This window comes from Allobosea sp. TND4EK4, from assembly GCF_900156025.1.
Classification (GTDB): Bacteria; Pseudomonadota; Alphaproteobacteria; order Rhizobiales; family Beijerinckiaceae; genus Allobosea.
Genome location: NZ_FTMO01000005.1, coordinates 134,279 through 154,723, shown reverse-complemented (window position 1 = coordinate 154,723; position 20,445 = coordinate 134,279). Strand labels below are relative to the sequence as shown.

Here is a 20,445-nt window from a genome sequence, read left to right as displayed (position 1 = left end):
CGGCGCGCGCGGCGGCCGCAGAGGTCATGCTATGCCGCCCAATTTTTTCGGGCTCAGGAAACTCGCCAGCCTATGGTGAAAATAATTGCAAATCAAATCGCAACATATTATCTTGAACGTCTCCTAGTTGGATAATGACTTATCGAGAAACCGAGATGGCGCAACCGACCCCCTACGATCGCCAGGCCAATTTCAGCAACGAGGAGACGTTGAACCCGACGGGCAAGACGCCCGGAGCGTCGCTCGACGCCGAGTTCGGCGCCGTCAAGCTGTCCCTCGACCAGACCCAGGCCAATCTCGCGCTCATCCAGCGCGACGACGGCCGGCTCGCCAACGGCTCCGTTGGGCAGGACCAGCTCGCGGACTCGCTGAGCGTCGGGTTCACCCTTCGCGGAGGCTGGACCGCCCCCGAGAACTACGTCGCCGGCGACGGCGTGACCTACGACAGCGTGTTCTACCGCGCGCTCGTGTCCCATCTGTCGGTCATCGGCGAGACGCCCAACGTCGAGCCGACGCTGTGGCTCTCGGTGGCCGATTTCACCGATCTCGCGCCAGCTTTCATCCCGGACAGGTCCGTCACGGACGCCAAGCTCCGAAATTCGGTCGGCGTGAGCGTCATCGGCCGCTCGGCCAACTCGGTAGGAACACCCACAGACATCGCCGCAGGCGCCAACAACCGCGTGTTGCAGCGCAAGGCCGACGCGCTGGTCTTCGACCGGCTCGCGACCGACGCGCTGGAAGACGAGGCCGTGACGACCGCCAAGATCGCCGACGGTGCGCTCAGCGCCGACGCGACCGGCTGGGCCAAAATGACCGATGGGTTTGTCACGACCGCCAAGATCGCCGACGGTGCGCTCAGCGGCGATGCGACCGGCTGGGCCAAGATGTCCGATGGGTTTGTCACGACGGCGAAAGTGGCGGATGGCTTCCTGTCGGCGGATGCGGACGGGCGGGCCAAGCTCGCCGACAAGCTGGTGACGTTCGCCAAGCTGGTTGACGTTCCGACGGGCATCGTGCTGGGCCGCAAGACGGCGGGCGCAGGCGTCGTTGAGGAGCTTTCCGCAAGCGACATCCGTACCCTGATTGCGACTGCCACTGGCCAGGACCTGCTCGTCGCGGCCGATGCGGCGGCGGGGCGAGCGGCGCTGTCAGCGCCCGCCAGCCCATCGAGTGCATCGGGCGTGGGGCAGTTGGTGCCAGTCGGGACGGCTGCGAGCAACGGCTACAATTTCCCATCCGGGGGGACTTGGTGGGGCTTCGTATCGGGCTTCAACGCATCAACCGGGGCCTACGCTTCGGGCATCGCCGCAACTGTGGGAGCAGGCGGCTCCGCGCTCGTTGCTCCAGCCGCGAACGTCACTTGGGTCGGCTTTGCTTGGAGGATCGCTTGATGGTTGAGCTCCTATTCCGTCGTGAAGATGGCAGCTTCGTCGCGCGTGTCGGCGGTCTTCCCTATCATGTCATCCCCGGTGATCCGCTTTGGGAAGACGCTGCCGAACAGGCGGCGGAGCTGGGCCAGGCGCTTGGCTTCGAGCCACCGTCGCCCGTCGTCGAGCTGCCGCCCGGCGCGATCTCGGATCGTCAGTTCGCGCAGGGGCTGGCCGAGGCCGGCCTGATCTCCGAGGACGAAGCGGAAGAATGGGTTGCTGCTGGCGCACTGCCCGCACCGCTCATTGCGCTGGTCGATCTGTTGCCGGTCGGGCAGCGCTTTGCGGCCCGCATGCTCCTGCGGGGCGCGACGCGCTTCGAGTTCGCCCACCCACTGGCTGAGGCCTTCGCCGCGCTCGCCGACCCGCCCTGGTCGGCGGAGTACCGCGCCGCCTTTTGGCGGCACTGCGCTACCCTGTGAGGCCGCCGGCGTCGACCCGTCCGTGAAGTCGCGCTTCAGCTTCGTCGACCGCGACACGGCGCTGCGTGATGCCGCCGTGGGCGAGGTCAACAGCCTGCGGCCGACGAATGCCGACCCGGGCGCTTTCCCGCAGCGCGCCGGCGACATCGTCGACATGCGGCTGGAGCAGGCGCAGCGCCCCGTCGACAAGGCGGCCGGCGAGATCCGCGCGGTCGAGACCGCGCAGCGCCCGATCGCCGACGACTTCAACGCCAACATCGGGCGGGGGAGTGCAGCTTCACGCAACATCGACGAGACCTACCGCACCACGCGCCAGGCCGAGCAGCAGCGTTCGGCGGCGCTCTACAACGACCCGGCCATCGCCCAGGCGGAAGTGCCGGTGCAGCCGCTGGCGGACACTGCGCAGGCGGTCTCCGGACAGGGCAGCGCCGTCGCGCCGCTCAACCCGGCCGTGCAGAAGTACACGACCCGTTTCGCGGAGATGGAGGGCAACGCCACGATGGCCGACGTCAACCGCCTGCGGGCGGAGATCGAGGCCGACATCAAGGCGAACCTCGACAATGGCGCGGTCGTGCAGCAGCTTCGCCAGTTCAAGGACGAAACCGCCCGCTACGCCGAGCGGCTGGCCGCCGAGGGCAGCCCCGCCGGCGAGGCCGCGCGCGCCGCCAGCGAGAACTTCGCGACCCGCGTGCAGCCGAACTTCCGCGAGGGCGCCGGCGGCCGCGTCGACGCCACGCTGAAGAGCAACCCCAACAGCCCGAGCGTCCTGCCGTCGGAGATGGCCGGCAACTTCCTGACGAGGCCGGAGGACGCGCAAGCGTTGATGCGGATCGCCGAGCTCGGCGGCAACCGCGACGCGGTCGCGGCCAACGCCCGCACCTGGCTTTTCGATCAGCTCGCCTCGCGCGGCGTCGCCAAGGGCGGCGCGATCGACGGCGAGAAGCTCGCGCTCTGGCGCAACCGCAACAGCGAACTCGTCGAAGCCGTCCCCGGCCTGCGCCAGGAGATCGACGGCCTCGTGCGCGACGCCCGGCGCGGCACGGCGCTGAAGGGCGAATACGCGACGCAACTGGCCGACGCCGAGCGCCGGGCCGGGACGGTCCGCAGCGAGGCCGAGGGCGGCATCCTCGGCGCGGTGCGCAACAAGAGCCCCGACAACGCGGCGGCCGCCGTCTTCTCCGCCGAGAACCCGGAGCAGGCGATGGCCGATCTCGTCGCCAGCGTCGGGAAGAACCCGGCGGCGCGCGACGGGCTGAAGGCGGCCGTGGCCGAGCATATCGCCACGAAAGTCTCCGGCGTCGCGCCGCAGAACGTCAGCGAGGGCGCGCAGAACGTCAATTTCGCGCAGCTCACCAAGTTCTTCGAGCAGAACCGCGGCACCCTGGCGAAGCTGTACAGCCCCGAGGAGATGAACTCGCTGCAGAGCGCGCAGAAGGTGCTCGCGCCTCTCGCCAAGCGCGCGCAGCAGGCGGGCGTCGGATCGAAGACGGCCGAGGCCGGCGCCGACTACTGGCGGACCTTCGAGGCCGGCGCGAAGCTCTATTTCGGCATGCTGAAGGGCGGCGGCATCACCCGCACCGCGAGGCTGCTGGCTTCGCAACTCGACGACGGCAGCGCGGCCGCGGCCGATCGCCTGCTGGCGCGGGCGATGTTTGACCCGAAGCTCGCCAAGCAGTTGCTCAGCGCCGACGCCGGCAAGGTTCCTGCGCCGGCCAGCAACCCGGCCGTCGGCAAGATCCTGCGGCGGGGCGAGGCGGCGCGCCAGTTGAGTGGCGAAGACGAAAGAGGGGGAGGGGTGCGGGCTCCTCGTCCGGCTCCCAAGGGCCAGCGCATAGGACCGGCTTGAATTTCATGCACAGCTTGCGTAACCGTTTTCAACGGTCACGCGAGGCGCTTGGGCATGAAGAGTCAGGACGACCGCTTGAGGGCGATGCGGTTTGCGCAGACGTTGGCCCGGCGGCGACAAGAGCTAGGCCTCAACCAGGCTGAGCTCACCCGCCGCGTCAGGGCTATGCTGACCAACGACGTCAAGTTGGACCGAGCCAGCATGTCTCGCTACGAGTCGGGCCAAAACCTGCCGCGCCCGGAGGTTGTTCAAGCGCTCGCTGCTGTCCTAGAGATTCCGCCGCAGGAGTTGATTCCGGCTAAGGTGGAGGCGTCACAGTCTGGCCCCAACCTGGTGGCCCAGCCCGACGGATCTTACCGTCTCACGATGGATCTGGTGCTGCCTTACGACGTCGCTCTCGATATTCTCAAGCTGGTCGGTGCTGCCAAGCCCGTCGAAAAAAAAGAATCTTGAACCAGACCGAGTTCGCTCGACTCTGCGGCATCTCCACGCGAACCCTCCAGCGCTATGTCGCCGATGGGCGGATCGCGCCAATCTCAACTGCGGGTCGCGTCTACTACTCGAGTGAGCAAATCGAGGACTTTAGTCCTAAGTATAACCGAGCCCGCGGGGGCAGATTATGGATCCCGCGAGAAAGCGACGGCCTTTCGCCAGTGGCGTTCGCGCGCAAAACCCGGTTACTTAGGCAGCTTTTCGCGCTGAAGGGCCCCGCGAAAAAGCCCTGGGAACGATGAGTTCTGGGGCGTCGCGTGCGAGCTTGCTCGAAGCGGCGTGCCAGCTAGCAGCGACCCTAGCCGCGGCCATGTCTTCGACAGCCCTGCCCGAGTAGATGGAGGGGACCGCTACTCCCGACGTGACCAAGCCGCTTGTCACGTCCCCATTCTCGCGCTTTAGTTGAGCGATTGTGTCGAGGTCGTGGCAAATGTGGTCGGCGCGTATCGCTCTGATAGCGGCAGCAGGTCTCGCTGCCTCGAGCGCGTGGGCTCAGATGACTGAGCAGCAGAAGCGCCGCCTGCTGTTGCCGACCATCAGGGCAGCCACAGATTGCATCGCCCGGGAGGCGGCGCGTCACCCTGACGTCGTGAATGGCTACCGGCAAAACAACCTCGGCCCAATGATCGCCGAAGGCTGGCGTGCCTGCACCAATGCTCTGGTCGAGATCGCAGTGGCGCACGACAATCTACATGGATCCGGCACCGGCTTGGTGTTCGTGAAGGGGGCCTATAGCGACGACCTGCCCAGGGCGGTGCGGTCAAGGCTGCAGCCGGACATGGATCGCCGCATCGCTGCTTTGGACCAGGCCGAGGCCGCCGCCAGGGCGGAACAGGCCCGGCGCGAGGTCGAGCGGCAGCAGAATATCGAAAGGCTCGAGCGAGCGGCCGACACCCTCCGTGACAGGGCATATGATTGCACCACCGACCAGTTGGGAAAGCTCATTTCATCGTCAGAGACCGCAGAGGTTCTCTCCACTGCCGCGATGACGATCTGCCGGAAGGAGATCGATGACGCGCTTCAGGCCCGGGTCGACCTCGTCCGCACAAGGATGGGGCAAAACTATTCGGCGGCGGCCGAGCCCGACCTGCGCGAGGAGCTGCGGAAGGTCGTCCGGAACAACGTGGTCACCAATGCGGTGCAGTTGAAGGCCGGGCAGGGTGGTCGCCCTCAGGCGGCCCCTAACCCCACGACGCCAGCGGCAGTCACCCCACAACCCGCTCCATCTCCGAGCAATGTCGGTAGCGCTGCGGCAGCGCTGCCGAAGGATCTCCGGGAGTGCCTGTCGACCTTCGCCGCGGCCCGCAATGGCAAGTTCATCGAGCAGCGGAAGCTCTACGAGGGCATGCTGGAGCTCTGCCGGCCGGAGATTGAGGCCGCGGCACGAGCTTCCTTCCTGGCGGCTAAGGATGGCGACCTGGCGAAGGAGCGGGAGAAGGCGCTGACGAACGCCAGCGCTGCTGCCCGGCAGATGATCGGGATGGCGGAGTAAACCCGCGGGAGGGAATGATGCACATGATCTACCGTTTGGCAGCTGTGGCCGTAACCGCTTGGATCGCGATGCCGGTACAGGCATCGGCGCCGACCCAGCAGGTGAGGGAGACCGCCGTCGCGATTACGGCTGAGGCGTTCCAACTGGCCCGCGGAGGCTGCGGATCGAAGGGCGGCCCCGGCTACCGGAAGGCCAATGGCAAATGCGCCGGCTGGCGAGGGTAGGGCTTCTCGCCGCGTCCCTTACCCTGGCAGGGTACGATGTAGAGGCCGCTTCGGGCTGCGGGTCGCGTGGCGGACCTGGCTACCGCGGCCCGAATGGCCGATGCGTCGGTTGGGGCCAACTCGGCCGCGTCTGTGGCTCCCCTCCCAGGACCCACTGCACCTCAGAGAGCGTCGCGGTTGGGGCGCCCGAGCACACGGAGGGGCAGGAGAAAGTCCGCGGCGACCTCCGGCAGAAGCGGGACGGCAGCAGCCGGCCCGCGATCCGGTTCCTGCAGCGACCGTGAGAGCCGCAGCCCGCGACGCCGTCATTAGTCCATGAGCGTTTAGCCATAGGCGAAAGGCCGACTCGACTGGCGCGCCATGCGTGTGCTGATCTGAAGGTCGAGTCTGGAGGGGAAAATGAAGAAGCTCGTGATGGTCGCCGCGTTGAGCGTGGCCCTAGCATCCTGCGCGACCAAATACGGGGAAATGGGGTATGCGGGCGGCGTCAAGGCAGAGCAGGTAACATCAGATATCTGGAGGGTGGTCGCCCGTGGAAATGGCTACACCGCTTCCTCGCGAGTTCAGGACTTCGTGCTGCTGAAGTCGGCCGAGCTGACGCTCGCCCAAGGCGGCACGCATTTCGTGATAGCTGGATCTCAAGACCAAGCTTCGGTTGGCATCATCACCACGCCCGGAACCTCGACTGTAAATCGCATCGGCAATTCTGCCTTCATTACGACCAGTCCTGGCTACAGTGAAACGGTCGTGAAGCCCGGCCAGGACGCCTACGTCCGCATCATAAAAGTCGGTCTAGGTCAGCAGCCCCCACCCGGCGCTTTCAGCGCCGCCGAGATCGATAAGATCGTTGGCGCTCGACTGCGCGCCGAGCAGTAGTTTTCGTTTTGTGGACGACGATCGGCTGATACGGGCCGAGGTGGATCTTGACGGGCGTGTGAGAGATGGGCTTTCGGTGGCGCAAGTCCTTGAGGATCTTTCCAGGGTTCCGCTTGAACCTCTCGCATCGCGGAGTGCGAGGCCAGGTTGGTGGGTCGCCTCTATCCCTCTCGTTCCGGCTTTTCGGCGGCTCACCCACGAAGCGCATTACGGCATCACTGCCCGGTACCGGCTTGAGCTACGCCGTCGCAACCGCAGCTGAAGCTCATCAGGAAAAGCCGCCATCAACGACGGTCCCTCAGGCCCTGCTGCACGAGGCGCTGACTCAAGCCGGCCAAATGCGTCTGCCGAGGCTGACGGTCGATCGGGTTCTGGAGCAACCTCCTGAAGTGCGACGAGAGGTCCTTAAGGCAGCCATTCCGCGCTTCAACCAGCTTCTGATCGCCAACGGATTTCGGCCGAGCGGCCCTCCCGGCGGGCCGGAAGCGATCGATCAGTTCAGCGACGAGAAGATCGAGGAGCTCTTGAGGGAACTGATGGCCGAGGCGAGGGCTCGCTAGCCGAGCGACTCGCCATCATTCTTCACGCCCCGCGCCACGACATCGAGCGAACCATCCGGAAGCGGGCGCTGCAGCTCCTTCGCGACATCCCACGGCGCCGTCATCCAGGTCTCGCAGTCTTCCGGTGTGGTCAGGATCACCGGCATGGCCTTGGGGTGGACGGCACCGACCTCAGCATTCGGCTCTGTCGTCAGGAAGCCATAGAGGTCGATCGTCTCCAGGCCGGTCTTGATCTTGCGCACGCTGGTCCATTGCGGCGCCCAGATGCCGGCGAAGAACGCGGTCGGCCGCTCCTCCCCGAAGGCGAACCAGATGTCCTGCTTCGAGCCCCAGTCGAATTCGCTGAAGGAGGTGAAGGGGACGAGGCAACGGCTCTCGACGCCGAGCCAGCGTTTCCAGTGCGAGCTCGAGGTGTTGCGGACGTTGGTCGTGCCGCCGTCCGGCTCCATCTTCAGCAGTTCGTCGAAGTCGACCGGCTTCCCCTTCGCCCGCAGCTTGTCGGCCCGCTTGGTCGCTGCGTCGAGGATCGCCTTCTTCGACGACGGCATGCCCCAGCGCGTCATCGTCAGCCGCGGCGGGCCTTCGCCCTCGTTCCGGATGATCGGCGCTTCATAGTCGGGGAATATCCCCGGCTGAGGCACCACCTGCGCCATCACGTCGAAGGCAGCAAAAAGCTTCCGCATCGCATCGACGTTGCGGGTGTGGCTGTAGAGGTTGCACATTTCGCTATGCTAGCGGCTGTTGCTCGATGTGTCTGCCGTTGGCCCTAGCAGACACTCCCAGAGTCCGCTGTAGGGCAAAGCCGCACGGCGAAGGTCGTGCCGGCAAAATTCACCCGCGAGGCTGGACGGCGATCGATCCGCAGCGGGAGGCCACGCTGCAAGGTGACATCGTCAGACTCGCCCGGTAAAATGTGGACTCTCTTTCCCGCGCGAAAAGCAGCAACCTCTTGACTGACAGCACGCTCGCCGTAAGCGATCCGGCCGAGATCGCGCAGCTCCTGGCGCGATGCGCGGAACAGGAAGAGGCACTGGAAGCACTTCGCAAGTCGAACCGCCGGGAACTGGAGGAAGCCACCGCGATCCTGGACGCGCTTATTCGCTCGTCATCCGAAGTTCGTTACCGGTTGAACGGCGACTGGAGCGTCCTGGATCAGCTCCAGGGCGGCGGCTTCATTCCCGATAGCGCGAGCGGAAACCGCAACTGGCTCGAAGAGTACATTCCGGAGGAGCATCGGGACCTCGTCCGCGCCGAGATACATCGCTCGATAGAGCAACGCGACACGTACAATATCGAACACAAGGTCAATCGCGCGGACGGCACGGTCGGATGGGCTCTGTCGCGAGCTGTTCCCCTGTTCGACGAGACTGGCGCTATCGTCAGCTGGATGGGCGCGGCATCCGACATTACGCGGGCGAAGAGTGCCGAGGAAGCACAGCGGGTGCTCAACCTTGAACTCGCGCACCGGATGAAAAATACGCTTGCCATCGTGCAGGCGATCGTCAGCCAGACCCTGCGGAACGCATCCTCGATCGAGGAAGGCCAAGTTGCCATCAGCGCGCGTCTTGAAGCTTTGGCGAGGGCGCAGAACATCCTCACGCAGACGAACTTCACCGAGGCCGACGTTAAGGAGGTCGTCGATGCTGCGATGATGCCGCACCGGCATGCCGAGCATCGCATTGACGTCGCCGGCGACGGCGACAAGCTAACCCCCCAAGAGGCTCTGGGACTATCGCTCGCGATCCACGAACTGGCCACCAATGCTATCAAGTACGGCGCTCTGTCCGGCGAGACCGGTCGGGTGGCGATGAAGTGGGCGCGGCCCGGCGGCGCGTTCGTTTTCGAGTGGATCGAGAACGACGGACCGCCTGTTGCGCCGCCCTCCAATCGTGGTTTCGGCTCGAAGCTGATCGAGCGGATCGTGGCGGCCTACTTCGAAGGCGAGGGCCACCTGGACTTTAGGCCGGAAGGCGTTCGGTTCAAGCTTGTCGGTAGGGCGAAGTACTAGGCTGCCTGACGCAAGGCTTCCTCAATCGGCGCGGGCCGGTACGGCTTCGGGATGAAGCGGACGCGGTCCGAAAGTTTGCCTGCCCTCGGCATGATCCGGCCCGACATCACGACGATCCTGGGTCCGAACTGGCCTGACGGCGCGATGGCTGGCATCGCGGCGGGTCTGCGAGGTGCGCGAAGTCGGTTGAGCGCGTCCAGCGTCCGGCTTTCGGCGACAGCCGTGGGGCAGCTTGTGGCGCCCAGCCGTCACTCGTCTCCGCCAACCCGCCGGCGGCGCTCTGCTGGCGCTGCCTCGCCCGGCAGCATGTCTCCGGCCCCGCCCTTGATCAAGGTGAAGCTGCGCATGCGGGGCGGCAGGTCCGGCGGTGGATTGGTCGCGAGATCGGGGCAATAGCCGCCGCAGGCCATGTCGCGATCGTGGACGATGCGGCCGCTTTTCGTCGTCGGCCGGCCCGGGCAGGTCGCATGGAAGCGCGCGATCAGCTCTGCCATCGTCTCCTGCGATCCGAACTTCTCGGCCAGCTTTGCCAGCCTCGCATCGCCATAGCGCCGGCAGCGCGTACAGCGGAAGCGCACCACGATCCAGGGATAGAACTCCAGCGTGGTGTGCGGGCCCGGCGGCTCGCTCACGCGTCCGGCTCGCGGACCGGCCGGGCGCCCTGCGAGAACAGCCCGCGCAGATAGCCGCGCGAGACCGAGCGATCGGCATCCGCCATCAGCACGATGAAATCGTGGGCGAGGGCCCGCAGCGCGGCCATTTCCGAGCCGTGCTCTTCCAGCAGGTCGGCGATCACGCCCGTGATTTCGGCATCGATTGTGGTGTCTTCTGCGGACGGCTCGGCTTGCTGGGCTGACATCGGCTGCGCTCTCGGTTATGAGAACGGAATGAGAACAAATCGCTCTCGGGAGTCAAGCCGTGGCTAACGTCGACACCTTCTTCCTCCAGCCGTTCAAGACGCACCGGAAGCGGCTCGTGCCCGGCCAGCGCGTGCCGGCCAAGACGAAGCACCATGCCCTGATGGACGGCGAAAGGCTGGGGAGAACGGCCGAGGGCGTCGCGGTCATCCATGTCTCGGCCGACGACGAGACCGGCGAGGTGGCGGCGCTCGAGGTCCTGGCGCGCCATGGTGCGATCCCGGAGGAATTCGAGGAGCAGATCCGGGCGCTGTGAGCCCTGCTCGCTCCACGGGCGCACCACATCGAGCCTTGGAGCGCATCGCCGCCCCCCCCCGCGCGGAAGCGTGGCCTTAGGATGACTTGAGCTGGCATTTCACGATCTGCCGTTGTCAATCGGTCCGAGGCGTGACTTGATCCGGAAGGCTGGGAAGTCGAACGGGTGATCGTCAGGTGGTGATCGTCGATCTGGAGAGTTTGCCGGCCTTCGATCGGCGTCTCACGGCGCTCCTGCAGGCCGTGCTCGCAATGGAGAGCGAGGGTGTGCCGGCCGCCGAGATCGATGCCTGCATCAAGCGCGGCTACGCCAGGCTCGTCCATACAGGGCCGCTGTCCAATCTCCACGAAAACTTCAAGGCCGCGCTGGAGCGAGCGCGAGATCAAATCGGCCAGAACGGCCAGGAGCGAGCATGCCAGGACGGCGCTTCGAAACAGGGCGGGACGCACTCGATTTCATCTCGCAGCTCAGCGCGCTGACGAACGCGGAAAGCGTCGTCGGTGCCCTTCGGGACAAGCTCGCCTCCTTCGGCTATCACGCTTTCCTGATCACCGGCTTGCCGGACACGGGAGACCGCATCGATCCCCTCGTCCTGATCAACGGATGGCCCAGCGGCTGGTTCGATCTCTATGTCGCGCGATCCTTTGCTGACCACGACCCGATCGCGGCCCACTGCAAGCAGTCGATCGATCCATTCGCATGGTCAGACATCTACCGTGACGAGCTTGCCACGAAGTATCAGCGCGAGGTCATGCAGCGAGCCCGGGATTTCTCGATGGTTCACGGGTTTTGCGTGCCGATCCACAATCAGGACGGGTTTCAGGCCGTCGTGACGATGGCGGGAGATCGGCCGGACCTGACGAGGGAGGCCAGGGCCGCGATCAACCTGATGTCGATCTATGCGCACAGCAAGGCCAAGGCGTGCAGCGCTGCACCCTCGCTGGCCCGGCGCCTGACGACGCGAGAACGCGAGGTGCTGACCTGGTTCGCACTGGGCAGGAACACCCAGGCCGTCGCCGAGCGGCTCGGCATCAGTGGTGAGACGGTCGAGGCTCACTACAGGAGTGCGGCCCGCAAACTCAGCGTCAGGGGGCGCACCCACACAGTCGTCGAGGCCATGCGCCGACAGGAAATTACACTTTAGTTCAAATATACCGGGATTCCGGGATACCAGCCCACAGATGGCGGCCGCACGCTTCCCCTGCGTTAACGCGGGAGGGGCCGATGGTTCACGTCATCGATCGGGACAACAAGCACCTGTATGGCGACGAGCTTGAGCAGCACTACCGGCTCCGCCATCGGATCTATGTCGATGAGCGCCGCTGGGAGCAGTTGCGAAGACCGGATGGCCGGGAGGTCGATCAGTTCGACACCGAAGAAGCCGTTTACCTGCTCGACCTCGACCACGGCCGCGTGATCGGCGGAACCCGGCTGGTGCCCACTCTCAAGCCGCACCTGATGGCCGACGTCTTTCCATTCCTCGCCAATGTCGAAGGCATCCAGCGCGGGGCCGACATCGTCGAATGGACACGCATCTTCGTCGTGCCCGATCGCCGCGGGCCGGGCAGCAAGACGCTCCACACCGTTCTTGCGGCGATGCTGGAATACTGCCTGCGGCAGGACTACCGCGCGATTACCGTCGTGATGGAGACCTGGTGGCTGCCGCGCTTTCTGGAGCTCGGCTGGGAGGTCCGCCCGCTTGGCCTCCCCGCGGACATCGACGGAATGAACTGCGTCGGCACGATGATCAGCGTCACCGAGGAGGCGTGGCGGAGAACTCTCGCCTTCAAAGGCATCCAGAGCCCTGTGATCGAAGTGCCGAAGGCTCCCATCGTCCCAACCCGGAGGCGGCTCTATGCCTGACAGGGCCTTTGGACAGGATCCGTTCCTGAAAGAATACGTCGTCTGGGCATCTTGCTACGACGCCTGGACCAGAACACTCGAGCATAGTCGACTGCGTACCAGCGCCGAGCTCGATCTGGCCAACGACCTCTATTGCGACATCGCCACCTGCTGTTTCGAGAAGGCGGCCAAGGTTGTCCCCGTCACGATCGAGGGACTGATCGTCTATATATCCATGCTGATCAAGTTCGAGATCTATGGCAGCGACACCCAGATACGGCAGGCGTTCGAGACGATCGAATTGTCGTTGGACCACCTGGCGAGAACCGTTAGCCCACCAGAGGGGTCAGCCGACGTCGCGGGCGAGAATGAGAACGGCATGCAGGCAGCCTGGCCACGGCCGTCCTTCAGCGACATGGCAGCCCTGAAAAGCTATGTGGGGAGCGTCGATCAAGACGAATTGTTCGACGACCGGGATCAAACCACAGCGGTGCTGATCTGCATCGTACGGTCTCTCCACGGCATCACCCATCGCTGAACGCTGCGTGCGGCCTTGGAAGGTTCGGAACACCGCTCATCGCATGCCGTTGAGTCACACGGTGCGTAGCGTGCAGGTGGCGTCATGGTGGAAGTTCTGAAGGTGTGCCGGCTCGGTCCGAACTGGGCGGTCAAGGACCAAAGCGGCTTGTTCTGGAATACGGATGCCAGTCGGGCGAAGGTCGAGGCCGCCGCAGCCAAGATGGCAAAGACGAACGGCGCTCGTGTCATTGCTCGCGACGAGCAGGGCGTGAAGCGGTAGCTGGAACATCGGCGGGCCGGGTGACTTGGACACTCATGCCCTGACGCATCTGCTCGAGTACTGGCTTTGGCTCGCCGCAATCGCGGTAGTGTTGATCTGTCTCGGAATCTGCCTGAACGTCCGAGGATCGTCCTCGGTCATGGCATTTGCCCTACGGTCGCCGAGCGCCTTCTGCAGGACGCCGAAATCGGAGGCGGCGCGCTCGTCAAGCACCACGGCCCGCCGTGTCGTATCGCAGTTTCGAAATCGAGATTGAGTGGGTGACCTGAGACCCTGATCTTCCTCCAGATTTGAGTAGAGTCCGTCACTCAAGTGATCCGAGACCATCTACTGGACCGCCGAACGGTAGAGTTTCCGGCCTTCGGTCACGGCGGTGGGCTGGGTGCTCCGCCGCGATTCTGCAGCAGGATCGGAGGCTTGTTGCCGATGGCCCCGTGCGGCCGATCCTCGTTGTAGTATCTGAGCCAAGCCTCCATCTTTTCCGCGGCGTCCGCAAGTGTCAGGAACCAGTGGGTGTTCAGACACTCGCTGCGGAAGCGCCCGTTGAACGCCTCGATGAAGGCGTTGTCGGTCGGCTTGCCCGGCCGAGAGAAGTCCAGGGTGACGCCCTTGGCAAAGGCCCACAGGTCGAGGTCGCGACTGACAAACTCGGAGCCCTGATCGACCCGGATCGTCTTCGGATAGCCCAGTTTCGCGCAGACCCTTTCCAGCGTGGCGACGACGTCCTCGGCCCGGTAGCTGAAGCGGGGATCGACCGCCGGCGAGAAGCGCGAGAAGGTGTCGACCACCGTCAGAACCCGGATCTTGCGGCCCGTGGCGAGCTGGTCATGGACGAAATCCATTGCCCAGACATCGTTAGGCCGCGTCGCCGGCGCGCGATCCTCTCTGATCGATCGAAGCGCGGCGAGAAGCCCGAAGTCTTCTCCCAGCTGCTTGGTGGGAACGCTATCGGGAGTTTGCTTTGCCGAAGATGTAACCGAGAATGGTGCCAAGGAGCGCAATTAAAGCGGCGCCGGTGGTGTGAATCTTGTCAATGATAACGGCAAGACGCGCTGTTGGGGCGAAAGCGAAGATAATGAGGCAAGTGAATAGGCAGATAAGCAGACCGATAACTGCGATGAAGGCAATGCTTCCTGGATGGTGAGAAGCATCGCCAATCCACCGACCTATTCCGCCGCTGCTCGATTCCTTATCAACACGCGCGCTTTCCCGGTTAAACCGTGACCGAACCGAACCGAGCGTCGCAGCAAGTTGCTTCGCTAGCTCAGAAGCTGGCGGCGTCGAGTTCGGATCGCCTGAGGTAGGCGAGCTAGACTGGCTGTCAGACATAGTCGCTCGCCGCAGGAATCACGCGTGCTCTAGAAGCAAGCTCCGAAGCTGATCAATCAATGAACCCAGCTCGCCATTGCGAAAGCCCGCGCCTATCAAAATCTGACGCGCGCGATCTTCATAGCCCTCTGCCCCAACCAGAAATTCTTGAGCGGCGTAGGCAACGCTCTTTGCGACCTCCGGTGAATTTCCCGCGCGGACGAGGGCAATCAGGATGTCATCTACTGCGCGCGCAGCTGCAGCCTCGGCCACGGCGCGAGAGTATTCCTGCTCAGTGCGTGTGTGAGCTCGAGGGCGGAAGTTCATCCTCATATCCAATGCGGCAGACATGGTGTCGTCTCCCAATACCATACCCGAGGTTAACGCTTCCTGTCCGACACCAGTTCCCGCAGCAGGCGGAGGGCCTGGGCGGGGGGCAACTAGAGGTCGACACAACGCCGACGTAGCACTCAACATCTGACTGAAGCGCGTTCCCCGGGCAAATAGCCCCGATGAGTCCGCACTACAATGGAAAGGATGGCGGCTGTCAAACCTGTGATACCGCGTCATCGTGTCCGTGCCCCCGCTGCTTGCAGTACGCACAGCGTGGCTTTCTGCACGTTTGCCTTATGGACGTGATCGAACAGCGCATTGCAGGTGCCTGCAGGTCTGAGTTGGCGTCAACCTCGCTCCAGCATGCGCGCCCCAGCCAGATGTCAGGCAGAGCACTCTCTGGCTGTGGATGCGGCATGTGAGTCTCACCGGCAGCACCCGACATATTCGCTCGCAACCCAGCCCGATCGCCCATCATCGAGCTCGTGGAGTAGCCAGCGTGCGGCGCGCTGCTTTACGCGAAGCCCCGTTCCAGGCGGCAGCTTCGCCAAGCGAGGGGAGCGAATATCTGGCGCTGCCTTCAACGCTAGCCAGTTATCTCCGCTTGGATCAAGGCCAGTCACAAAGTGCTGGCGAGGCTGCGCCTCGGGGGCCGCATTTCCCGAGGGCGGCTCGATCTCGAGGATCGAGAGTGCGATGCCTGCCGCCTTGGCCTTGGCGGGCGTCAGCCACTCCATCCCGCTCGGATCCGCGCGGACGATCAACGCGATCGCTTCGACCGGCAGCCCCATCTTCTGGGCGTAGGCGCCGGCGAGGGCATTGCCGACGCTGCTGACACGCGGGCCGCCGCGGTCCTCCTGGAAGACCGCATGAAAACCTATGCGAGAGGTGGCGGACATGACGCGGCTGACGCCGCCGAGCCACGCCAACGCGCAAGCCGACGCGCACACCGTTCCCGGAGCAACGCCAGTGGAGAAGCGCCTTGTGCGGATTGTCTCGCCCATCGCCATTCCTGCAACCGCACTGCCGCCAGGGCTGACGAGCAGGACGGCTGCGCGCTGATACTGGGAGGCGGCTTCGGCAAAAGCTATCTCGTCGCCGAGGTGGATCTGGCCTTCGATGGAGATGAAACCCGCCCCCTCGCTGAGGGGCCGGTGACGAATCTCCGCGGCAGGCGCGGGCCCTGCCGTCGACGCGAGCATGGCCCCGATCACAAGAGCACGAAGTTGCATCCTGCCGCTCCATGGCGCCGAGGGTTGCCAGCGGCGACCAGCGTGGAGCATTCCAACTAGGGCGTCAAAATCGCCCGCTCTTGCCGGCTCCGAAGTTGGAACGCCCGTTGTGTTCGCTCGGAAACCCTCATGCCTTCCAAGCTGAATACCCGGGTTCGATTCCCGGTACCCGCTCCACCGCCTCCGCCTTCTCAGGCGAAGGGCCACCGCCTCAGCGGAAGTTTATCACCATCAGCAGGGCGATGCCGCTTGCGGCCGCTCCCGAGGCGAGCGCAACCGCGCCGGCCAGCCGGGCCAGATCGCCGAAGCCTTCGATCTCATTTTGGCGCAGTGCCTGTCCGATTCGTCTCACACCGATACTCCGAGCGGGGCCTTCGAGCTCTGGTGGCAAATCGCCTGCCAGCGCGATCGCGCCGTCGATCCGAGGGTTGACGGAGCGCGGGCCGCGGGCGAAGCGGGCGGCCCCGCCTCATCAGACAGGAAACGCCATGACCATCGACCGCATCGGGCTGACCGCCCGCTGGTGCGACGCCGCGATCTTCAACGGCATCGTCTTTCTCGCGGGGCATGTCCCGGAGCAGACGGAGGGCCGCCCGCTTGCCGAGCAGACGGCGGAGGTGCTCGCATTGCTCGAGGACACGCTGGCACAGGCCGGCAGCAGCAAGGAGCGCATCCTCAGCGTCCAGATCTTTCTCAGCGACATCTCGCGCATCGGCGAGATGAACGCGGTCTGGGACAGTTGGGTGGCGCCGGGCCACGCGCCGGCACGGGCAACCGTCGAGGCACGGCTGGCCTCGCCCGGCTACGGCATCGAGATCACCGCCGTCGCCGCCAAGATCTGAGCGCGCTGATCGTCAGGCGCCCAGCATGAAGGCGTCGAGCGCCTCGCGCTGCGCCTGATCAAGCCGCAGGCCGAGCTTGCTGCGTCGCCAGAGCACGTCCTCGGCGCGGCAAGCCCACTCCGCCCGCATCAGATACCGGACCTCGTTCTCATAGAGATCGGCGCCGAAATGGCGACCGAGGCCGGCATGGTCCCTGGCTCCGGCCAGGACCTCGCGGGCGCGGGTGCCATAAAGGCGCACGAGCCGGGTGACGGTGCGAGGCTCCAGCCAGGGGTGAGCCTGCGCGATCTGGGAGACGAGCCCCTCGAAACCGTCGATCGCGAAATCGCCGCCCGGCAGCGCGCCGCTCACGGTCCAGGGTGCGCGGGCGGCCCAGGGTGCATGCGGCGCGAGCTTGCCGATAGCCGCCTCGGCGAGGCGGCGATAGGTGGTGATCTTGCCGCCGAAGACGGAAAGAAGCGGCGCTTCGCCTTGCGGGGCGTCCAGCGTCAGGACGTAATCGCGCGTCGCCTCCTGAGCCTTGGAGGCGCCGTCGTCATAGAGCGGGCGCACGCCGGAATAGGTCCAGACCACCGATTCAGGCGCGACCTGCTGCCGAAAATATTCGCTCGCCGCCGAGCATAGATAGGCGATCTCCTCGGGCGTGGCGGAGACGTCCGCCGGGTCGCCCTGATAGTCCCGGTCGGTGGTGCCGATCAGGGTGAAGTCCTGCTCGTAGGGGATCGCGAAGATGATCCGCCCGTCGGCGTTCTGGAAGATGTAGCAGCGGTCGTGCTCGTAGAGCTTCGGCACGACGATGTGGCTGCCCTGCACCATGCGTACGCTGGCTTTGGCGTTGTTGTGGACGACGCCGTTCAGCACCTCGCCGACCCAGGGGCCGGCGGCGTTGACGAGCGAGCGTGCCCAGACATCGGAGCGCCCCGTCTCGTTCTGGGTGGTCACATGCCAGAGGCCGTTCTCGCGGCTGGCCGAGACGACGCGCGTGCGGGTGTGGACGGAGGCGCCGCGCACGGCCGCATCCATCGCGTTCAGCACGACGAGGCGGGCGTCCTCGACCCAGCAATCGGAGTATTCGAAGGCCTTGGCCTGGTCGTCCTTCAGCGGCTTGCCGGCCGCATCGTGGGCGAGGTCGAGCGTGCGTGTCGGCGGCAGTCGCTTGCGGCCGCCGATATGGTCGTAGAGGAAAAGGCCCAGCCTCAGCAGCCAGGCCGGACGCAGCCCCTTGTGGTGCGGGAGAACGAAGCGCAGCGGCCAGATGATGTGCGGCGCGATCGCCCAGAGCCGCTCGCGCTCCATCAGAGCCTCGCGCACCAGCCGGAATTCGTAGTGTTCGAGATAACGCAGCCCGCCATGGATGAGCTTGGTGGAGCGCGAGGAGGTGGCGCCCGCCAGGTCGTCCTTTTCGAACAGCACCACCGAGGCGCCGCGCCCGGCCGCATCGCGCGCGATGCCGCAGCCATTGATGCCGCCGCCGATGACGGCGAGGTCGCAGGGCGCGGCGGGACTCGTGCCGAAGCCGGCGGAAGAGGGCGATTCGGGTGGCATGGGCATTCGATCCTGTCGCACCGGGCCATAGCGCGGGAGGGGGTAGCCCGGCAATGGCGAGGCGCTGTCCGGAGCGCCAGAGCTCCGAGCGGCGAGATCGCTTGACGATAGGGCTACCGGCTCGCCACAGCAGGCCGGGGATGCGGAAAGGCGCGATGGCACGGGATCGGATGCGGAAGGAGAACCGAACGCGGCGGCCGCTTGCCCGCATCGAAGCCCGGCTGCGCAGGCTGCTGGAAGGCGCCGGCGCGCTTCTCCTGGCGGCCTTGTTCGCCCTCGTCATGACGGCTGTCGTCGCGCGTTATGTCGCCGGAGCGGGGTTCGTCTGGTCCGATGAACTCGCGACCTGGCTCTTCCTCGCGCTCGTGGCCATCGGCATGCCGCTCGCGGCGAACGGCGTGCTGGCGATGCGGCTCGACGTTCTCGTGCGTTCGCTGCCGCAAGGGCTCGGCCGGATCGCTGCCGTGTTGGCAGACGGTATCGCCTTTCACGGCGCGCTCGTGCTGGCCAGCGGCGGGGCCAGCGTCGCCGCGCTTGTCGGCGGGCATTCGACAGTGCTCGGCCTGCCGGAATGGCTGCGCTTCGCTGCCTTCGCCGGCGGCGGGGCGCTGACGATCCTGACGCTGCTCCTCAGCGCCATGCGGGAGCGCGGCCTCGCCGCCGCCGCCGCGTCGCTGCTGGTGGGGGTTGCGCTCTACGGCGTTGCGCAGCTCTCCCTCGACATTGGGATGGCGCCAAGCCTGGTCGCGACGCTGTTTGCGGGTACGGGGCTGCTCCTCGGCGCGCCCTTGCCCTTCGCGTTGCTGGCGGGGGTCTCGATGACAGGGCCGTTCGGCGGGCTGATGCCGGAGCCGGCGATCGTGCAGACCATGGTCGGCGGCGCCGGCAAGTTCCTGCTGCTGGCGATCCCGTTCTTCCTGCTGGCCGGCGAACTGCTGACCGAAGGGGGGCTGGCCGAGCGGCTGATCCGCTTCGCCGCGACGCTGGTCGGGCACCGGCGGGCAGGGCTGGCGCAGACGGCGCTGGTGTCCAGCGTTCTTTTCTCGGGCGCATCGGGCTCCTCGATCGCGAACGCAGCCTTCGGCGCCAAGGTGATGGCGCCGACGCTGGTGGCGCGCGGCTATCCGCCGGCCAACGCGGCCGCCATCGTCGCCGGGGTCTCGATGCTGGACAACATCATCCCGCCCTCGATCGCCTTCCTGATCCTGGCGAGCGCGACCAATCTCTCGGTCGGCTCGCTGCTGGTGGGCGGCTTCGTCGCCGGCGGCGTTCTGGCCCTGGCGCTGGCCATCGGCATCCATGTGTCGGTGCGCGGGGTGGTGGACGCTTCGCCCAAGGCGAGCGCGGCAGAGCGGGGCAGGGCGCTGATCGGAGCCATGCCTGCGATCGGACTGGGTATCGTGGTCGTGGTCGGCATCCGTTTCGGCGTTGTGACGGTGACGGAGGCGTCCGCTCTGGCGGTGGCCTATGCCGGGCTCGCCTGCCTGGCGCTGCGGAGCCTGGACGGGCGCGGGGTCGTGACCGCACTGCGAAAATCCGCGGCTGAAGCGGCGGCGATCGGCCTGCTGATCGGAGCGTCCGCGCCCTTCGCCTTCCTGCTCGCGGTCGATCGCGTCTCGGAGCAGATGGCCGGTGTCGTCACGGCGCTGGGGGCGGGGCCGCTCGCGGTTACGCTGCTGGCGAATCTGGTGCTGCTGGCCGCCGGTCTCTTCCTCGATATCGGCGCGGCGATCCTGCTGCTGGCGCCTCTGCTTCTGCCTGTGGCGATCGCGGCGGGGCTCGATCCCATCCAGTTCGGCGTGGTGCTCGTCGTCAATCTGATGATCCATGGACTGACGCCGCCGCTCGGCATCCTGGTCTATGTCGTCTCCGGCATCATGCGCGTGCCGGCCGCGGATGTGTTCCGGGCGGTGCTGCCGCTGCTCGGGGTGCTGCTGATCGCGCTCATGGCGCTGTCGCTGGGCATGGCTGCGTGGCCGGCGCTTGCGCCTTCGCTCGCGGCATTGTTCTGATGCGCAGCTTGC

General features: G+C 65.8%; 24 protein-coding genes and 1 pseudogene. 16 read left to right on the top strand and 9 right to left on the bottom strand.

Annotated features, from left to right (window positions below; translation table 11 throughout):
- Positions 1–155: 155 nt before the first annotated feature.
- The 7 genes from BW981_RS11595 (at position 156) to BW981_RS11555 (ending at position 7,339) form a co-directional block, all read left to right on the top strand.
- Positions 156–1,391: a carbohydrate-binding protein gene (locus BW981_RS11595; RefSeq protein ID WP_076439266.1), complete on the top strand. Its 1,236-nt coding sequence runs from the start codon at positions 156–158 to the stop codon at positions 1,389–1,391.
- Positions 1,388–1,849 (top strand): hypothetical protein, encoded by a 462-nt coding sequence (locus tag BW981_RS11590; protein WP_139333735.1) that lies wholly within the window; start codon positions 1,388–1,390, stop codon positions 1,847–1,849. The genes BW981_RS11595 and BW981_RS11590 overlap by 4 nt, the downstream gene beginning before the upstream one ends.
- Positions 1,850–1,871: 22 nt before the next feature.
- The gene (locus tag BW981_RS11585; RefSeq protein WP_076439262.1) at positions 1,872–3,695 is read left to right on the top strand and encodes a hypothetical protein; all 1,824 of its coding nucleotides are present in this window, start codon (positions 1,872–1,874) and stop codon (positions 3,693–3,695) included.
- 54 nt (positions 3,696–3,749) lie between these two features.
- Positions 3,750–4,148, top strand: a complete 399-nt coding sequence (locus BW981_RS11580) for a helix-turn-helix domain-containing protein (protein ID WP_076439260.1) — start codon at positions 3,750–3,752, stop codon at positions 4,146–4,148.
- Between the two features lie 535 nt (positions 4,149–4,683).
- Positions 4,684–5,679, top strand: coding sequence for a hypothetical protein (locus tag BW981_RS11570; RefSeq protein ID WP_139333734.1), 996 nt, complete (start codon positions 4,684–4,686; stop codon positions 5,677–5,679).
- Positions 5,680–6,302: 623 nt separating this feature from the next.
- Complete coding sequence (locus BW981_RS11560) at positions 6,303–6,779, top strand: CC0125/CC1285 family lipoprotein (RefSeq protein WP_076439253.1); 477 nt, start codon at positions 6,303–6,305, stop codon at positions 6,777–6,779.
- Positions 6,780–7,012: 233 nt separating this feature from the next.
- Positions 7,013–7,339, top strand: coding sequence for a hypothetical protein (locus tag BW981_RS11555; protein WP_244560295.1), 327 nt, complete (start codon positions 7,013–7,015; stop codon positions 7,337–7,339).
- Here the strand turns inward: BW981_RS11555 and BW981_RS11550 are convergent.
- A complete protein-coding gene (locus BW981_RS11550) occupies positions 7,336–8,061 on the bottom strand; it encodes an SOS response-associated peptidase (RefSeq protein ID WP_076439250.1) in 726 nt (241 codons plus the stop codon). The two genes, BW981_RS11555 and BW981_RS11550, sit on opposite strands and share 4 nt — an antisense overlap.
- 227 nt (positions 8,062–8,288) lie before the next feature.
- Between BW981_RS11550 and BW981_RS11545 the strand changes: the two genes are divergently transcribed.
- The gene (locus BW981_RS11545) at positions 8,289–9,347 is read left to right on the top strand and encodes a sensor histidine kinase (RefSeq protein WP_175624102.1); all 1,059 of its coding nucleotides are present in this window, start codon (positions 8,289–8,291) and stop codon (positions 9,345–9,347) included.
- A 248-nt stretch (positions 9,348–9,595) separates the two neighbouring features.
- Here BW981_RS11545 and BW981_RS11540 read toward each other — a convergent pair whose 3' ends face one another.
- Positions 9,596–9,979 carry a hypothetical protein gene (locus tag BW981_RS11540; RefSeq protein ID WP_076439247.1) on the bottom strand — a complete coding sequence of 128 codons (384 nt, stop codon included), beginning with the start codon at positions 9,977–9,979 and terminating at the stop codon, positions 9,596–9,598.
- Positions 9,976–10,206 carry a hypothetical protein gene (locus BW981_RS11535; protein ID WP_076439245.1) on the bottom strand — a complete coding sequence of 77 codons (231 nt, stop codon included), beginning with the start codon at positions 10,204–10,206 and terminating at the stop codon, positions 9,976–9,978. Before BW981_RS11535 ends, BW981_RS11540 begins: the two co-directional genes overlap by 4 nt.
- 59 nt (positions 10,207–10,265) lie before the next feature.
- Here BW981_RS11535 and BW981_RS11530 point away from each other — a divergent pair, with 59 nt between their 5' ends.
- From BW981_RS11530 to BW981_RS23055, 6 genes are all read left to right on the top strand, one after another.
- The gene (locus BW981_RS11530; RefSeq protein WP_076439244.1) at positions 10,266–10,520 is read left to right on the top strand and encodes a hypothetical protein; all 255 of its coding nucleotides are present in this window, start codon (positions 10,266–10,268) and stop codon (positions 10,518–10,520) included.
- Positions 10,521–10,696: 176 nt separating this feature from the next.
- Positions 10,697–10,999 carry a hypothetical protein gene (locus BW981_RS11525; protein WP_076439242.1) on the top strand — a complete coding sequence of 101 codons (303 nt, stop codon included), beginning with the start codon at positions 10,697–10,699 and terminating at the stop codon, positions 10,997–10,999.
- Positions 10,933–11,664 (top strand): LuxR family transcriptional regulator, encoded by a 732-nt coding sequence (locus tag BW981_RS11520; protein WP_076439240.1) that lies wholly within the window; start codon positions 10,933–10,935, stop codon positions 11,662–11,664. The genes BW981_RS11525 and BW981_RS11520 overlap by 67 nt, the downstream gene beginning before the upstream one ends.
- Positions 11,665–11,744: 80 nt before the next feature.
- Positions 11,745–12,383, top strand: coding sequence for an acyl-homoserine-lactone synthase (locus BW981_RS11515; RefSeq protein ID WP_076439239.1), 639 nt, complete (start codon positions 11,745–11,747; stop codon positions 12,381–12,383).
- Positions 12,376–12,900: a hypothetical protein gene (locus BW981_RS11510; protein WP_076439237.1), complete on the top strand. Its 525-nt coding sequence runs from the start codon at positions 12,376–12,378 to the stop codon at positions 12,898–12,900. The genes BW981_RS11515 and BW981_RS11510 overlap by 8 nt, the downstream gene beginning before the upstream one ends.
- Before the next feature lie 84 nt (positions 12,901–12,984).
- Positions 12,985–13,161, top strand: a complete 177-nt coding sequence (locus BW981_RS23055) for a hypothetical protein (protein WP_175624101.1) — start codon at positions 12,985–12,987, stop codon at positions 13,159–13,161.
- A 365-nt stretch (positions 13,162–13,526) separates the two neighbouring features.
- Here BW981_RS23055 and BW981_RS11500 read toward each other — a convergent pair.
- The 5 genes and pseudogenes from BW981_RS11500 to BW981_RS23045 all read right to left on the bottom strand — a co-directional run.
- Positions 13,527–14,051 (bottom strand): annotated as a pseudogene (locus tag BW981_RS11500) (integrase core domain-containing protein); the annotation flags it as partial.
- A 55-nt stretch (positions 14,052–14,106) separates the two neighbouring features.
- Positions 14,107–14,490, bottom strand: a complete 384-nt coding sequence (locus BW981_RS23050) for a hypothetical protein (protein ID WP_175624094.1) — start codon at positions 14,488–14,490, stop codon at positions 14,107–14,109.
- Positions 14,491–14,508: 18 nt separating this feature from the next.
- Positions 14,509–14,820 carry a hypothetical protein gene (locus BW981_RS11495; protein WP_139333732.1) on the bottom strand — a complete coding sequence of 104 codons (312 nt, stop codon included), beginning with the start codon at positions 14,818–14,820 and terminating at the stop codon, positions 14,509–14,511.
- A gap of 407 nt (positions 14,821–15,227) precedes the next feature.
- Positions 15,228–16,034 (bottom strand): hypothetical protein, encoded by an 807-nt coding sequence (locus BW981_RS11490; protein ID WP_139333731.1) that lies wholly within the window; start codon positions 16,032–16,034, stop codon positions 15,228–15,230.
- Positions 16,035–16,245: 211 nt separating this feature from the next.
- Positions 16,246–16,386 (bottom strand): hypothetical protein, encoded by a 141-nt coding sequence (locus BW981_RS23045; RefSeq protein ID WP_175624100.1) that lies wholly within the window; start codon positions 16,384–16,386, stop codon positions 16,246–16,248.
- 136 nt (positions 16,387–16,522) lie between these two features.
- Between BW981_RS23045 and BW981_RS11485 the strand changes: the two genes are divergently transcribed.
- On the top strand, positions 16,523–16,876 hold the full coding sequence (locus BW981_RS11485) for a RidA family protein (protein ID WP_076439231.1): 354 nt from the start codon (positions 16,523–16,525) through the stop codon (positions 16,874–16,876).
- A gap of 12 nt (positions 16,877–16,888) precedes the next feature.
- On the opposite strand, the gene glpD is transcribed toward BW981_RS11485, so the two are convergent.
- On the bottom strand, positions 16,889–18,421 hold the full coding sequence (glpD, locus tag BW981_RS11480) for a glycerol-3-phosphate dehydrogenase (protein WP_076439229.1): 1,533 nt from the start codon (positions 18,419–18,421) through the stop codon (positions 16,889–16,891).
- Positions 18,422–18,576: 155 nt separating this feature from the next.
- Here glpD and BW981_RS11475 point away from each other — a divergent pair, with 155 nt between their 5' ends.
- Positions 18,577–20,433, top strand: a complete 1,857-nt coding sequence (locus BW981_RS11475; RefSeq protein WP_244560294.1) for a TRAP transporter large permease — start codon at positions 18,577–18,579, stop codon at positions 20,431–20,433.
- Positions 20,434–20,445 lie beyond the last annotated feature (12 nt).

Coding starts and splice junctions, on each gene's coding strand:
- BW981_RS11560 (WP_076439253.1), top strand. CDS start 6,303: ATGAAGAAGCTCGTGATGGTCGCCGCGTTGAGCGTGGCCCTAGCATCC.
- BW981_RS11580 (WP_076439260.1), top strand. CDS start 3,750: ATGAAGAGTCAGGACGACCGCTTGAGGGCGATGCGGTTTGCGCAGACG.
- glpD (WP_076439229.1), bottom strand. CDS start 18,421: ATGCCACCCGAATCGCCCTCTTCCGCCGGCTTCGGCACGAGTCCCGCC.
- BW981_RS11515 (WP_076439239.1), top strand. CDS start 11,745: ATGGTTCACGTCATCGATCGGGACAACAAGCACCTGTATGGCGACGAG.
- BW981_RS11485 (WP_076439231.1), top strand. CDS start 16,523: ATGACCATCGACCGCATCGGGCTGACCGCCCGCTGGTGCGACGCCGCG.
- BW981_RS11510 (WP_076439237.1), top strand. CDS start 12,376: ATGCCTGACAGGGCCTTTGGACAGGATCCGTTCCTGAAAGAATACGTC.
- BW981_RS11520 (WP_076439240.1), top strand. CDS start 10,933: ATGCCAGGACGGCGCTTCGAAACAGGGCGGGACGCACTCGATTTCATC.
- BW981_RS11495 (WP_139333732.1), bottom strand. CDS start 14,820: ATGTCTGCCGCATTGGATATGAGGATGAACTTCCGCCCTCGAGCTCAC.
- BW981_RS11535 (WP_076439245.1), bottom strand. CDS start 10,206: ATGTCAGCCCAGCAAGCCGAGCCGTCCGCAGAAGACACCACAATCGAT.
- BW981_RS23055 (WP_175624101.1), top strand. CDS start 12,985: ATGGTGGAAGTTCTGAAGGTGTGCCGGCTCGGTCCGAACTGGGCGGTC.
- BW981_RS11490 (WP_139333731.1), bottom strand. CDS start 16,034: ATGCAACTTCGTGCTCTTGTGATCGGGGCCATGCTCGCGTCGACGGCA.
- BW981_RS11550 (WP_076439250.1), bottom strand. CDS start 8,061: ATGTGCAACCTCTACAGCCACACCCGCAACGTCGATGCGATGCGGAAG.
- BW981_RS23050 (WP_175624094.1), bottom strand. CDS start 14,490: ATGTCTGACAGCCAGTCTAGCTCGCCTACCTCAGGCGATCCGAACTCG.
- BW981_RS11595 (WP_076439266.1), top strand. CDS start 156: ATGGCGCAACCGACCCCCTACGATCGCCAGGCCAATTTCAGCAACGAG.
- BW981_RS11475 (WP_244560294.1), top strand. CDS start 18,577: ATGGCACGGGATCGGATGCGGAAGGAGAACCGAACGCGGCGGCCGCTT.
- BW981_RS11570 (WP_139333734.1), top strand. CDS start 4,684: ATGACTGAGCAGCAGAAGCGCCGCCTGCTGTTGCCGACCATCAGGGCA.